At 70.6% G+C, this 13,222-nt stretch carries 12 protein-coding genes and 2 pseudogenes; 4 read left to right on the top strand and 10 right to left on the bottom strand.

What is annotated here, in order from left to right; translation table 11 throughout:
* Nucleotides 1-13: 13 nt before the first annotated feature.
* The 5 genes and pseudogenes from ABT245_RS36225 to ABT245_RS36245 all read right to left on the bottom strand — a co-directional run bounded on the left by ABT245_RS36225 (nt 14) and on the right by ABT245_RS36245 (nt 2,752).
* Entirely contained in the window at nt 14-448 is a 435-nt protein-coding gene (locus ABT245_RS36225) for an ATP-binding protein (protein ID WP_351742358.1), read from the bottom strand.
* 60 nt (nt 449-508) lie between these two features.
* Complete coding sequence (locus tag ABT245_RS36230) at nt 509-1,339, bottom strand: helix-turn-helix domain-containing protein (RefSeq protein WP_351742391.1); 831 nt, start codon at nt 1,337-1,339, stop codon at nt 509-511.
* Entirely contained in the window at nt 1,336-1,857 is a 522-nt protein-coding gene (locus tag ABT245_RS36235; protein WP_351742361.1) for a DUF6879 family protein, read from the bottom strand. Before ABT245_RS36235 ends, ABT245_RS36230 begins: the two co-directional genes overlap by 4 nt.
* A pseudogene (locus tag ABT245_RS36240) lies at nt 1,844-2,034 on the bottom strand (hypothetical protein). The gene ABT245_RS36235 and the pseudogene ABT245_RS36240 overlap by 14 nt, the downstream one beginning before the upstream one ends.
* Nucleotides 2,035-2,467: 433 nt before the next feature.
* Entirely contained in the window at nt 2,468-2,752 is a 285-nt protein-coding gene (locus tag ABT245_RS36245) for a hypothetical protein (RefSeq protein ID WP_351742364.1), read from the bottom strand.
* Nucleotides 2,753-2,866: 114 nt separating this feature from the next.
* Here ABT245_RS36245 and ABT245_RS36250 point away from each other — a divergent pair, with 114 nt between their 5' ends.
* A complete protein-coding gene (locus tag ABT245_RS36250; RefSeq protein ID WP_351742366.1) occupies nt 2,867-3,781 on the top strand; it encodes a hypothetical protein in 915 nt (304 codons plus the stop codon).
* 166 nt (nt 3,782-3,947) lie between these two features.
* A complete protein-coding gene (locus tag ABT245_RS36255; protein ID WP_351742368.1) occupies nt 3,948-4,331 on the top strand; it encodes a cold-shock protein in 384 nt (127 codons plus the stop codon).
* A gap of 38 nt (nt 4,332-4,369) precedes the next feature.
* Here the strand turns inward: ABT245_RS36255 and ABT245_RS36260 are convergent, their stop codons facing one another.
* The 4 genes from ABT245_RS36260 to ABT245_RS36275 all read right to left on the bottom strand — a co-directional run bounded on the left by ABT245_RS36260 (nt 4,370) and on the right by ABT245_RS36275 (nt 7,896).
* Nucleotides 4,370-5,224 carry a 1,4-dihydroxy-6-naphtoate synthase gene (locus tag ABT245_RS36260; RefSeq protein ID WP_351742371.1) on the bottom strand — a complete coding sequence of 285 codons (855 nt, stop codon included), beginning with the start codon at nt 5,222-5,224 and terminating at the stop codon, nt 4,370-4,372.
* The gene (locus ABT245_RS36265; RefSeq protein WP_351742373.1) at nt 5,214-5,969 is read right to left on the bottom strand and encodes a futalosine hydrolase; all 756 of its coding nucleotides are present in this window, start codon (nt 5,967-5,969) and stop codon (nt 5,214-5,216) included. Before ABT245_RS36265 ends, ABT245_RS36260 begins: the two co-directional genes overlap by 11 nt.
* Nucleotides 5,939-6,409: a DUF2771 domain-containing protein gene (locus tag ABT245_RS36270; RefSeq protein ID WP_351742376.1), complete on the bottom strand. Its 471-nt coding sequence runs from the start codon at nt 6,407-6,409 to the stop codon at nt 5,939-5,941. The genes ABT245_RS36265 and ABT245_RS36270 overlap by 31 nt, the downstream gene beginning before the upstream one ends.
* A 62-nt stretch (nt 6,410-6,471) precedes the next feature.
* Complete coding sequence (locus ABT245_RS36275) at nt 6,472-7,896, bottom strand: MFS transporter (protein ID WP_351742379.1); 1,425 nt, start codon at nt 7,894-7,896, stop codon at nt 6,472-6,474.
* 445 nt (nt 7,897-8,341) lie between these two features.
* Between ABT245_RS36275 and ABT245_RS36280 the strand changes: the two genes are divergently transcribed.
* Nucleotides 8,342-9,268 (top strand): DUF3027 domain-containing protein, encoded by a 927-nt coding sequence (locus ABT245_RS36280; RefSeq protein ID WP_351742381.1) that lies wholly within the window; start codon nt 8,342-8,344, stop codon nt 9,266-9,268.
* 457 nt (nt 9,269-9,725) lie between these two features.
* Nucleotides 9,726-12,956, top strand: a complete 3,231-nt coding sequence (locus ABT245_RS36285) for a molecular chaperone Hsp90 (protein WP_351742384.1) — start codon at nt 9,726-9,728, stop codon at nt 12,954-12,956.
* A 6-nt stretch (nt 12,957-12,962) separates the two neighbouring features.
* Here ABT245_RS36285 and ABT245_RS36290 read toward each other — a convergent pair.
* Nucleotides 12,963-13,222: pseudogene (locus ABT245_RS36290) on the bottom strand (IS200/IS605 family accessory protein TnpB-related protein); the annotation flags it as partial.

Consider the following 13,222-nt stretch of genomic DNA (forward strand, 5'->3'; position numbering starts at 1 on the left):
CTGCTGTCTCTGTTCACTTGTACAGCTCGAACCAAACAGTCTTGCCCTGGAGGTAGTTGCCGTGCCCGTCATTGAACACCCTGTGATTTGAACCCCACTTGCCCGCAAGGAGACTGACCAGGATGAGGCCCCTGCCGCTTTCAGCCTCATCATCGAGAACGGTCACAACCGGCTCTTCGGTGGACGCGTCATCCACTTCAATCCTGAGCCTGTCCTCATAGAGCATCCACCGAGTTGGAATGAGCCTGTCCGGCGGGCAGTAGCGGAAAGCATTTGAGAGGAGTTCCATGAACAGAAGGCTTGCATCCTCCTCATAGTCTGAAGCGTCCCTACCGGCCAGCCACTTTCTGAGAATCTTCCGGGACAGTGGCGCGCTGCCCTTCACGCACGACCAACGCCATTCCTTGATATCCGGCTTTTCCGTATCCTCCGGCACTGTGGTTTTCACGTGCGCTCCCTGGGGCCTCTGTTGCTTCCCCAGAAGGTTAGAGACCCCGTGCAGAGCGACCTACCCAGTTTCCTGTTCGCGCAAGAAGTCGTCTTGCACACTTCCCAGCATCGAACGCATGTCGTTGCCGGTCAGTGCCACTGAGGCGAACCCCTCGAACTTTTTCACGTACTGGGAAACGTCTCTCGGGTCTGTCACCACTAGCTCAGCGTGAACAGTCTCGACTGTGACTGTCCTGTCATCCCGGATGACGAACGCATGATTGGCGATGTCTCTCTGTTCCGCAGCAAAGGGGACTACCCGCATGTCAATGTTGGGCAGACGAGATAGCGCAATGAGCCTGCCTATCTGCTCAGCCATCCTCGGGGCCGACACTATGCGCCAACGCAAGACATTCTCAGTGATGATGAAATGCAGTTCCTTGGTTGAGTCGTAGAGCACCTGTTGCCGTTCAAGCCGGGCGGTTGTGGTGCGAGTGAGGACGTCCTCAGTTAGGTCATGCCGAGACAGAATTGCCCGGATGTACTCAGGGGTTTGCAGGAGTCCGGGAATCAGAGCCGGTTGGAACAGACGCGGCAGCGTCATTTGAGATTCAAGAGCCCTGGTCTGCTGCTGAGCCTTATGGACTCCCATGCGCCGGACAAGTCGCCAAGCCGTTGTTTCCGTCGTAGAAGCCCGGACGACTCCGAGGTATTCGGCCTTGACCTCATCAGAGACACCAATTGCCGTAAGGATGCTCTCTACATCAGCAACCGTTGGGGCAGTCTTGCCAGTCTCAATCTTGCTCAGCTTGCTTGTGGACATGAGCGCACTGCGGGCCACGGCCTTAGCTTCCTTCCCGGATGCTTGCCGTAGTGCCCGCAGTGCGGCCCCCAGCTCTCCTCTGTTCACTCCTCGTACTTCGCCCACCATTCGAGGAACGGGACAGCCTGAGAGAGTGCCCTGTCCCGGTATTCGATGAACTCCTGTGCCCGGCTTTCGGGAAGAACCTCAGACCCCGTGAATGCGCGGTTCTCGTCGTAGTTCATGACAGCAGCGCTCACGGAATCGAAGAGCCAGAAGTCTCCTACTCCTTCAAGCGGGTTTGGCTTTTCGGTCGTGTCGAGAATGAAGAACTCCTCACCACCCGTCGCGTTCTTTCGGTATCCCCACCCAAGCTCAAACCTGAGATACGGAGTGAGAGGGCGAGAAAGGATGTGCACGCGATAGATGCGCTTGCCCTTGCTAGTGTGAGAGATGAGTTCCGACACCCAACCGTCGTTGTAGTCATCCGGCTGAGGCTCCCCGGCAAGGAACGCCCTATAGGCGTCTGTGTTCCCCGAGTTGCTGTAGTCGTCCAGAGTCTCAAGCCGGAACGCTTCCCGCTCGAACGTGTCGAAGAGTTCTGCGAGGCTCTTAGATGAGCCCATCTGCAATGGCCTTCCTGATGAGTTCCACGGGGAGTTCAACGACCGTTTCGTGAGCGGGAATCGCTAGACCGTGGTCGGTGGGAGTCTCCCCCTGGAAAAGGAGTGTGCCCCTGTCCGTGGCGTAGATGGTGGGGCAATCCTTGATGTCAAGGTACTCGCAAGCTTGGTCACCTTCATGGGTTCCCTCCCCGGTCTGCTGCGGTCGTGTCCTGCCCGATGCTGGCCAGCACCAACCCCCGGGCACAAGGGAGTTGCGTTGCCACAACAGGAAACCGGGTCGACAGGGGCTCTGAGGGGTGCTTGTCGGCTCCTCGGGGCCAGGACGGCATCCAACGGCCCTCAGATTGCCGCACAGGCCTGTGCTCAGCCGACAGGGGCGAGACAGGCTCTCAGGGGCTCTCAGCAGGGCTGCGGCTCGGTGCCGACCCACTCCGCGAGCGTCGCTAGCTCGGCCGCGCGCTGCACCTGGGCGACCCTCCGGCGCGCAGCCTTCCACTCCCGCGAGTAGCAGCGCTGACACAGACCGCGCCACCTCGGCAGCCGGGAACAGTCGGCCGTGCCGCACTCTGTCGGCCGGTCAACGTCGACCACGGGGACGACTTCCACACGCTCAGACACTGACGGCCTCCCGTCGGGCAGCAGGACGGCGCTCCGGCATCACCAGGGCTTCCCGGACGGCTGCCCCAGGGTCAACGTCCGTCACGACGACAGCCGACCGCGCAGCGCGCCGAGAACGGGCCGGAGCCGTCGGCCTGGTGGCCGTCGTCGGCTGCTGCTGCTCGCGCCGCTTCCTGGCCTGGTGCTGCTTCCCGGCCGTCGTGGCCGTCGTCGAGATCCGGGGGAGGGGGAGACCCTTCCTGCGCCGGTAGTCGTCCAGCGATATGACGATTCCCATGGGAACCCTTCCTGAATTACTAACTGACTTTCCCTGTCCTTGTTCAGGCTCCCAGGGTCGGAGCCGCCGTTTATAACCGGTAAGGGCTGCAAGCCAATTCGGCCATTACGTGAGTTGATACTTACTGCCGGGAAGTTGCTACCGATTCCCGGTATTACCAGGTGGGGCGACTTCCTGGAGACACTTCCTGGAGAAAAGAAAGAGGCTCGACCCCCGATAGCCGTGGAAGCGAAGGGGTCGAGCCAGAGACAGGAAGAGCCTCACATGTATTCAACCACGAACGACGCAGCGGCTTACAGCATGGTTCCCCGCGCGATGCTGGGCACGTTGAAGCCTGCCCCCTTCCGGCAGTGGGTGCAATTGGAGCGCCACTCAGGGAAGCGGGATTACGTCGACCTGTCGGCCGTCGACCTCGGCCAGGTCTGGAACGGCATGTCTCGGCAGAAAGCGCTGAAAGCCTCGTACGCCCTCGCGGAATGGGTAGTGATGGAAGAGACCGGCACCAGGGGAGTTACGCGCTACTGGCCGTCTCCAGCCCGTCTCACGACCGATGAAAAGGTCGACCAGTGGCTAGCGGTAATGCGTGACACTGTCGAGAAGCGGGCCGACGGCGCAAAGTGGAAGGACGGCCGGGCGCGGTCCTTCCGGGAAGTCATGATGACCAGGAAGGGCACGGCATGCCCGTACGTCCACGTTCCCCTGGCCGTCCTGGAGCAGGCCGACACAGACGGCGACTTCCTGGCATGGGTGGCCATGCGGTCGTTTCTCGGGCCGGAGGGAATCTCCGCAGCAGCCGGAACGATCGGCGAGCGAGCAGGAATGACCAGGGAGGCCGTCACCAGGTCGGCTAAGCGCCTGGTGGAATCCGGCCTGCTGCTCCCCACCGGAGAGACCGGCTGGAAGGGAACCAGGGGCGGCGCGCGGGGGAGGTTCGACGCTCCGCCGGGCGTTCGCCGCAGCGCTTACACCAGGGAGCGGCATCATGTCAAGGCTCTGGCCCGGTATCCGGCTACGGGTTATCTCTGGTGATCTGTGGCTGATAACTCGTCAGATTCCACAGGTGGCCTCTGTGGCGCTTTCGGCACTCTCCGCTGTTTCCGCCCGTGCCTACGTGGGGAAAGGGCCGGTAGGCTGGTTCGACGGCTGTAGATGGCAGCACCAGGGCGGACCTGGGGTGAATGAGGGAGTCTGTGCCTTGGCGAAGGGCTCGGTCAAGTGGTTCAACAGTGAGAAGGGCTTCGGCTTTCTCTCCCGTGACGACGGCGGTGACGTCTTCGTCCATTCCTCGGTTCTCCCCGCCGGAGTCGATGTGCTCAAGCCGGGACAGCGCGTGGAGTTCGGCGTGGTCGCCGGACAGCGGGGCGACCAGGCCCTGTCGGTGGTCGTCCTCGACCCGACCCCGTCGGTCGCGGCGGCCCAGCGCAAGAAGCCGGACGAACTGGCCTCCATCGTGCAGGACCTGACGACCCTCCTGGAGAACATCACCCCGATGCTGGAGAAGGGCCGTTACCCCGACAAGGCCTCCGGAAAGAAGATCGCCGGTCTGCTGCGCGCGGTCGCCGACCAACTGGACGTGTAGCCCGCGGCCCGTGGATCATCCCGCCGGGCCGCGCCCGGTCAGGGGAAGTCGAGTGCGGTCGGGCGGAGGGCCGGCACCAGCCCTTCGGCCGCCGCGCGGGTGAGCAGGCCCCGGATCGCCGCGTACCCGTCCTCGCCGAGGTCCGACGTGAACTCGTTGACGTACAGCCCGATGTGCTGGTCGGCGACGGCGGGGTCCATCTCCTGGGCGTGTTCCATGACGTAGGGCCGGGACGCCTCGGGATCGTCCCAGGCGGCGTGCACGGACGTACGGACCGACTCGGCGAGCAGCCGCAGCGTGTCCGCGCCCAGCGACCGTTTGGCGACGATCGCGCCCAGCGGGATCGGCAGCCCGGTCGTGGCCTCCCAGTGTTCGCCCATGTCGGCGAGTTTGTGCAGCCCGTAGTTCTGGTAGGTGAACCGCGCCTCGTGGATCACCAGTCCCGCGTCGATCTTCCCGTCCCGCACGGCCGGCATGATCTCGTGGAACGGCATGACGACGATCTCGCCGACGCCCTCCGGCAGGGTGTCCGCGGCCCACAGCCGGAACAGCAGATAGGCGGTCGACCTCTCGCTCGGCACGGCCACGGTCCGGCCGGTGAGATCCGCCTCCGGCTCCCGGGTGAGCACGAGCGGCCCGCAGCCCCGGCCCAGCGCGCCGCCACAGGGCAGCAGCGCGTACTCGTCGAGGACGTACGGCAGCACCGCGTACGACACCTTCAGCACGTCGAACTCGCCGCGCTCGGCCATGCCGTTGGTGATGTCGATGTCCGCGAAGGTGACGTCGAGCGCGGGCGCGCCGGGGACGCGGCCGTGGGCGAGGGCGTCGAAGACGAAGGTGTCGTTCGGGCAGGGGGAGTAGGCGATCTGCAGCGGTCGGCTCTCAGGGCTCATGCGGGTTCCAACTCTCCAGTGCGGGCGTGAGCTTCCCGAAGCCCTCGGTGAGGGCCGCGAGGGCGTCGCCGATGCGCCAGGCGGCGCGGTCGCGCGGGCCGACGGGGTTGGACACCGCGCGTACTTCGAGGACGGGCACCCGGTGCGCGGTGGCCGCTTCGGCCACCCCGAAGCCCTCCATGGCCTCCGCGAGCGCCCGGGGGTGGCGGACGCGCAGCGCGTCGGCGCGGGCCGCGGTCCCGGTCACGGTCGAGACGGTGAGCACGGTCCCGGAGCGCGCCCCGGTCGCCGCGGTCACCTCCCGTACGAGTGTTTCCGGCGGACGGTGACTGACGGTGCCGAACCCGAGTCCGGTGACCGGGAGGAAGCCGTCGGCGGTCTCGGCGCCCAGATCGGCCACGGTGATCTCGTCGGCGACGACGAGCGATCCGACGGGCGCCGCGGGCCGGAATCCGCCGGCGATCCCGGCGCTGACCACGAGCGCGTACGGGGAGCCGTGCAGGGCCGCGGCAGTCAGGGCGGCGGCGGTGGAGGCGGCGGCGAGGGCGGGGCCGACGCCGGCGGCGAGCAGGTCGTAGGTGTGCGCGCCGGTGATCCGGTGGAGTGTGCCGCCGGGCAGGCGCACCTCGCGCGCCGTGCCGGGAAACGCCTGCGCCACCGCGTCCCGCTCGGCGGGGACCGCGGTGGCCACGAGGAAACGCTTGCCGGACGTGGTCAGGATGCCTTCTTCAGCTTGAAGGACCACAGTCCCTTGACGGTCTTGTCGCCTTCCTTGACCGACACCAGGGTCGAGTTGCCCTGCGCGCCGTACTGGGCGTTGAAGAAGACGCTGCCGGGGATGGTGCGGTACGTCTTGGTGCTGGAGTCGGTGAGCGGCTGACCGTTCATCAGGATCGTCCAGCCGCTGTCGGCGATCTTCGGGTCGACACCGAAGCGGACGGTCTCCTCCGGGTCCACCGTGATGGACTTGATGTCGGTGTCCTTGAGGCAGTTCCCGAGGGCGGCCGTGTCCAGGGCCTTGTCGTCGTTGTAGCAGGTGGCTTCGGAGTTGACCGAGTTGGTGCCGACGGTGACCGTTGCGATCGGGGTCGGCTTTTCGCAGGCCGTGAGGACGAGCAGTCCGGCGGAAACGGCGCCGGCGGCGGCGACGGCGCGGCGGCGTCGCGAAGCGGATTGCATGGTCATGGCCGAAGGCTATCGGGCACCCCTGGGGCGGCCCCCACGTGGGGGGCGGCGTGCCCGGTTCGTTACGCCACTCGCGGCCGGGCCGCCCCGCCGTGCCGGGCCGAGGCCAGCAGCCCGCGCACGGTCGTCAGCCAGCCGACGGCCACGAATACGGCGGCCACGGCCAGGCCCAGGGCGCCGTTGAGCGGCATCACGATGCCCACGGCGCCGCCGAACACCCACGCCATCTGCAGCAGCGTCTCCGCACGTGCGAACGCCGATGTGCGGACCGGTTCCGGCACGTCCCGCTGGATCAGCGCGTCCAGGGACAGCTTGGCCAGCGCCTGCGCGAACCCGGCGACCGCGGCCAGGCACGCCACCAGGAACGCGCCGAAGAACACCGCGGCGACGACCGCTGTGCCCAGCGCCACCGCGACCACGGTCACGATGATGATCTCCGGTGCCCGGGACCGCAACCAGGCCCCGACCGCCGTGCCGAGCGCGTTGCCCGCGCCGGCCGCGACGCCCACTATCCCCAGCGAGACGGCCGCGCTCTCGCCGGTCAGCGGGTGCTCGCGCAGCAGGAAGGCGAGGAAGAAGATCAGGAAGCCGGAGAGGCAGCGCAGGGCGGCGTTCGCGCCCAGCGCGTGCGTGACGGCCGGGCCGACCGTGCGCAGCCCCGGGCGTCTGGCGCCGGTGCGGCGCGGGCCGCGCAGATGCTCCGCGTCCGCGGCGAGCAGGGCGACATCCTCGCCCTTGGCGGAGTCGACCTTGCGCGGCAGCGAGAACGACAGGAACGTACCCGCCGCGAAGATCACGAAGGCGCCGTACAGCGGCCAGGGGTCGCCGATGGCGTGCAGGCCCGCCCCGATCGGGGCGGCCACCCCGGTGGCCAGCAGCCCGGCGAGGGTCACCCGGGAGTTCGCCTTCACCAGGGAGAAGCGGGGCGGCAGCAGCCGGGGCACGACCGCGCTGCGGACCACGCCGTACGCCTTCGATGCCACGAGCACCCCGAGCGCGGCGGGATACAGCTCCAGGCTGCCGCTCGCGACCGCCCCGGAGATGATCAGCGCCAGCAGGGCACGGGCCAGCATCGCGGCGGCCATCGCGGCGCGCCTGCCGTGCGGCAGCCGGTCGAGCAGTGGGCCGATCACCGGCGCGAGGATCGTGAACGGGGCCATGGTGATCGCGAGATAGAGGGCGACCCGGCCGCGGGCCTCGTCCGTCGGCACCGAGAAGAACACGGTGGAGGCGAGCGCCACGGTGATCATCACATCGCCGGCGCCGTTGACGGCGTGCAGTTCGATCAGCTTGCCGAGCCCGGACTCGCCGGCGCCGTGCGCGTGCGTGGCCCTCCTGATGCCGCGGGCCGCGCCGGCGACCGGAAGGTGCAGGGCACGGCCGACCGCGCGGACGGCACCGCCCATACGGCCCGCACCGCCACCTCGACTGCTCCCCTTGCCGCCGCCGACGCGGGCGGTGCCCTGGGGCGACCTCGCGGCTGCCACGACGTTCATAGTGCCCTGAGAATCCTTTTCCTAGAGCACTTGTCGCCGAGCGAGTCGGTGGCATCAGCACCGGGGGTGGGGGAGGATCGGCCCAAAAGCAGGGGACGTTGCTGGTGAGGCGGGTGGCGGGGCCCGGCCCAGGCGCCGGGTCAGAGCGTGGCAACCGGCGGCGGCACGGCCGGACGGCCGGTGGTGTACCGGCCCGTCGAGGATCTCGGGGCGGACCGGAAACGGCACCCGGCGGGAGTGAAGCGGCCGTCGGTGTAGGCCGAGCGCACACGAACAGGTAGCGTGCGTATCTCAGCCATCCCGCAGAATGGATGGCAGAGGTGCGCCCGAGTGCGATCGGACGCGGACGTCGATGCGGCCCACAGGTCCGCTCCGTCCGCCCCACCGCCTTCAGGCAGGCGCACCCGTGAGACGGCGTAGGAGAGAAGCGATACCTGTGAGCGCAGCGACAACGCGAAGCCGTACCCCCGACCGCCTGTGCGCCGAGGCCGTCGACCTCGCCCGCGCCGCAGCCGAGGAGGCGGCGGCGCCCGGCGTGGTCGGCGAGCACACCGGGCTGGTGTCCGAGGGCGACCGTGTTGTCACGCACTTCTTCGAGTGCAAGGAACTGGGCTACCGGGGCTGGCGCTGGGCGGTGACGGTGGCCCGCGCCTCGCGCGCCAAGGTGGTCACCCTCGACGAGGCGGTCCTGCTGCCCGGACCCGACGCGCTGCTCGCGCCCGAGTGGGTGCCCTGGAGCGAGCGGCTGCGGCCCGGCGACCTGGGCCCCGGCGATCTGCTGCCCACCGAGTCCGAGGACCTGCGGCTGGAACCGGGCTACTCCGGCGAGGACGAGCCGCCCGTGCACTCCGCGGTCTCCGAGGAGATGGCGGAACTGGCCGAGGCGGAGGACGCGGAAGTCACCGCGGGCGCCCCCGCGACACTCCCGGTGGCGCCGTCCCGGGGCTCGATCTCGGCGGTGGCGGAAGAACTCGGCATGCGCCGCGCCCGGGTCCTGTCCCGTTACGGCCTGCACCTGGCCGCCGACCGCTGGGAGGAGGCGTTCGGCCCCGGGACGCCGATGGCGCAGGCGGCGCCCGCGCCCTGCGTCAGCTGCGGCTTCCTGCTGCCCCTCGGCGGCTCACTCGGCCAGGCCTTCGGTGTCTGCGCGAACGAGTTCGCCCCGGCGGACGGCCGCGTGGTCTCGCTCGCGTACGGCTGCGGCGGCCACTCCGAAGCGGCCGTCATGCCCAAGCCGCCCCAGCCGGCGGCGCCGGTGATCGACGAGACCCGGGTGGACCCCTTCCCCCTGCGCCCGGCACCGGACTCCGGCTCGGTACCGACGATCACCGACGAGTCGACAGCGGAACTCGGCCACTCGTAACCCCGGACCCCGCCTGCCACCCGCTCCGGCCGCGCTCCCGGTCCCCGGGCCACGCCGCTCGGTGATGGGTCGGTGGGGGAACTTGGCTGTTTCCAGGGGGGTTTCCAGGTCTGTCCCGCGCCCGGGGCCGGCAGTGAGGCGCACTTGAGGTGCCGGGCGTTCACTGGCTCGGCGCGCACCCGGGGCGCCGAGGAGCGGCCGGCGCGTTGGAGCGCGCTCGTGGCCGTCGCCGAGGCGTGGGCGGCGCCGGAGCGCGCTCGCGGTGTCCGGGGCGCGGGACGGTCGGCCGTGGTGTCGGGGCCGCTCCCGGCGCCCGCTGGGGGGCCGTGCGCGGGCGTGCGGGGCTACGTTGGCAGCACACCGTGGCACGGGTCCTCCGTTCGCCCGGCCCGACCCGGCACCCCGGTGCCGCAGGAGCGGTACCTTCATCGTCACCGCCCCGACGAGGAGAGTGAACGTGAGCAAGTTCGTGCGGCCCGCGGCCGAGGGTGCCGACCCCTTCCGCACGGCCCGTCTGCGCCGCGGTGTCCTCGACGCCTGGGCCACCAGCCCCGCCCGCTTCCGCGAGGACGCCAACGCGGAGGAGGACCTCGTCCTCGGCGGCTACCGCGACCGGCTCGTGATCGAGCTGGCGCAGAACGCCGCCGACGCCGCGGCCCGCGCCCACGCGCCCGGCCGATTCCGGCTCACCCTCCGCGACGGCGTCCTGTTCGCCGCCAACACCGGCGCCCCCCTGGACGCCGCCGGCGTCGAATCGCTCGCCACCCTCCGCGCCTCCGCCAAACGCGACGCCGACGACGCCAACGCCGCAGCCGCCGACGACGCCAACGCCGCCGACGCCGAGGGCCCCGGCGCCACCGGCGCGCTACACGGTGCCGTCGGCCGGTTCGGCGTCGGCTTCTCCGCCGTGCTCGCCGTCACCGACGAGCCCGCCGTCGTCGGCCGGCACGGCGGCGTCCGCTGGTCGCTCGCCGAGGCCCGGGAACTCGCCGCCGACACCGCCCGGCGCAGCCCCGGCCTCGGCGACGAGATCCGGCGCCGCGACGGACACGTACCGCTGCTGCGGCTGCCGTTCGCCGCCGAGGGCACCGCCCCGGACCCGTACGACACGGTCGTCATCCTGCCGCTGCGCGACGCGGCCGCCGCCGACCTCGCCGAACGCCTCCTGCACGCCGTGGACGACGCCCTGCTGCTCGCCCTGCCCGGCCTCGCGGAGGTCGTCGTCGAGATCAACGGCGACGCCCCGCGCACCCTGCGCCGCAGCACGGACGGCACCGGCACGGTCGTCGCGGACTCGCGCGACGGCACCACCCGCTGGCGTACCGTCGCCGCGCACGGCCCGCTCACCCCCGACCTGCTCGCCGACCGCCCGGTCGAGGAACGCCTGCGCCCGCACTGGTCGGTGACCTGGGCCGTGCCGGTGGGCCCCGACGGCGCCCCGGCCCGCCCCCGTACCGCGCCCGTCGTGCACGCCCCGACCCCCAGCGACGAGCCCCTGGGTGTCCCCGCGCTGCTGATCGCCTCCTTCCCGTTGGACACCACCCGCCGGCACGCCGCGCCGGGTCCGCTGACCGACTTCCTGGTACGGCGGGCGGCGGACGCGTACACCGAACTCCTCGCCGGCTGGCGGCCGGTGACCGAGGGCATCATCGACCTGGTGCCCGGGCCGCTCGGCAAGGGCGAACTCGACGGTGCGCTGCGCCAGGCGATCCTGGAGCGCCTTGCGCGGACCGCGTTCCTGCCCCCGGCCGCCGAGGCCAAGGAGGACGACGCCGAGGACCTTCCCGAGACGCTGCGCCCCCGGGACGCCGAGATCGTCGAGGGCGCGGGCGCCGACACCGTGCACGTACTCGCCGAGGTGCTGCCCACACTGCTGCCCGGCGGCCTCGAACGCCGCGTGGAACTGCGCACGCTGGGCGTCGCCCGGCTGCCGCTCGCCGACGCGATCGACCGGCTGGCCGGGTTGGAGAAGGAGCCCGGCTGGTGGCGGCGGCTGTACGACAGCCTGGCCGGGGTGGACCCGGACCGGCTGTCCGGACTGCCCGTCCCGCTCGCCGGGGACACCGGACAGCGTCTTGGCCCGGGGGCCGTGCGTACCACCATCGGCCCCCGGCAGGTGCTGCTGCCCACCGCGGACGCCGCCCGTATCGATACGGGGACGCTCGCCCGGCTCGGCCTGAAGGTCGCGCACCCCGACGCCGCGCATCCGATCCTGGAGAAGCTGGGCGCGCTGCCCGCGACCCCGCGTGCCGTGCTGACCACGCCCCAGGTGCGCGCCGCGGTCGCCGCCTCCCTCGACGAGGAGGGCGCCGGCGGGTGGGAGGAGGACGCGCCGGACGCCGAGGAACTGGCGGACACCGTCCTCGCCCTGGTCCGGGACGCGGGCCTGGAACCCGGCGACGAGCCCTGGCTGGGCGCCCTGGCGCTGCCCGACGAGGACGGCGAACTCGCCCCCGCCGGTGAACTGGTGCTGCCCGGCAGCCCGTTCGCCCGGGTCATCCGCGAGGGAGAACTGGCCGCCGTGGACGTCGAGTTGGCGCAGAGGTGGGGCGAACAGCCGCTGGCCGCCTGCGGGGTGCTGGCCGACTTCGCGCTGGTGCGGGCCACCGATGTGGTGCTCGACCCGGATGAACTGGAGCCCCGCGAAGGGGACTTCGCCGAACCGGACGACGCGGGACTGCTGGACGCCGTGGACGTGTGGTGCGAGGACGTCCTTGACCGCTTCCCGGACACACCGGTGCCCCCGGTCGCCACCGAACTGATCGCCGTGCGCGACCTCGACCTCGTCGACGACGACCACTGGCCCGAGGCGCTTGCCCTGCTCGCCCGCCCGCCGCTGCGCGACGCGCTCACCCAGCCGGTACGCGTCCTGCTGCCGGACGGCACCCACGAGGTGGTACGGCCGTACACGGCGTGGTGGCTGCGCGGGCACCCGGTGCTGGACGGCCGGCGGCCCGCCGGGCTGCTCGCGGCGGGCGGCGATCCACTGCTGCGCGGGCTGTACGACGAGGCCGACGCGACCGGCTTCGCCGACGAGCAGGTGCTGCGGGCCCTCGGTGTGCGCACGTCGCTCGCCGCGCTGCTCGACGAACCGGGCGGGGCCGCCGAGCTGTTGGACCGGCTCGCCGACCCGGACCGGCCCGTCACCCCCGCCCAACTGCACGGACTGTACGGTGCGCTGGCCGAGCTGGAACCGGAGCAGGTGACCCTGCCGGACGAGCTGCGGGCCGTCGTGGACGGGCGGGTCGAGGTGGTGGACGCGGCCGACGCCGTCGTCGTCGACTCGCCCGATCTGCTGCCCTTCACCGCGGGCGTCCCGCTGCTGCCGGTGCGGCCCGCCCGGGCCGCGGAGCTGGCGGAACTCTTCCAGGTACGGCGGCTGAGCGAGTCCGTCACCGGGCAGGTGGACTCGGCCGGAACGGAGCACGAGGTGCCGGAGGCGGTGCGGGTGCTGCTCGGGCCGCGCACCCCCGGCAGCTATGTCGAGCACGAGGAACTGGTCGTCGACGGCGTCGACATCGACTGGCGGCTGACCGCCGACGGCGTACTGCACGCCGCGACCCTGGAGGGCGTCGCCGCCGGACTCGCCTGGGCGGCGGGCCAGTGGCCACGCCGCTTCGAGGTGGCAGCCCTCCTGGAAGACCCGACCCGCACAGAGGAACTATCCCGCAACCGCTGGTTCGACTGACCGTTCCTAGAGACTGAGCGGGAGTGAGTCCTGTTGCCAGGACTCGTGCTCAGCCGGGCGCCCCGAACGGTGTTGGGCGTCCTGGTTCCGCGCGTTCGCTCCGCGTCCGGCGGGTACGGATCGTGTCCGTGGTCCGGGGATGCGGGGGCGGGGTCCCTCACGCCCCGGGGCCACCGGTTCGGCCTGGACGGTCCGATGCCCCTGCTCATCACTCCGGTGAGCAGGGGGCGGTGCCGTCCGTCGCCGGACCGGGTGTCCCAGGGCGC

The sequence above is a fragment of the Streptomyces sp. NPDC001508 genome (assembly GCF_040298665.1).
Taxonomy (GTDB): Bacteria; Actinomycetota; Actinomycetes; order Streptomycetales; family Streptomycetaceae; genus Streptomyces.

Bases quoted from the DNA above. Each gene is read 5' to 3' on its own strand.
- ABT245_RS36245 (WP_351742364.1), bottom strand. From the start codon at position 2,752: ATGGGAATCGTCATATCGCTGGACGACTACCGGCGCAGGAAGGGTCTC.
- ABT245_RS36235 (WP_351742361.1), bottom strand. From the start codon at position 1,857: ATGGGCTCATCTAAGAGCCTCGCAGAACTCTTCGACACGTTCGAGCGG.
- ABT245_RS36270 (WP_351742376.1), bottom strand. From the start codon at position 6,409: ATGACCATGCAATCCGCTTCGCGACGCCGCCGCGCCGTCGCCGCCGCC.
- ABT245_RS36260 (WP_351742371.1), bottom strand. From the start codon at position 5,224: ATGAGCCCTGAGAGCCGACCGCTGCAGATCGCCTACTCCCCCTGCCCG.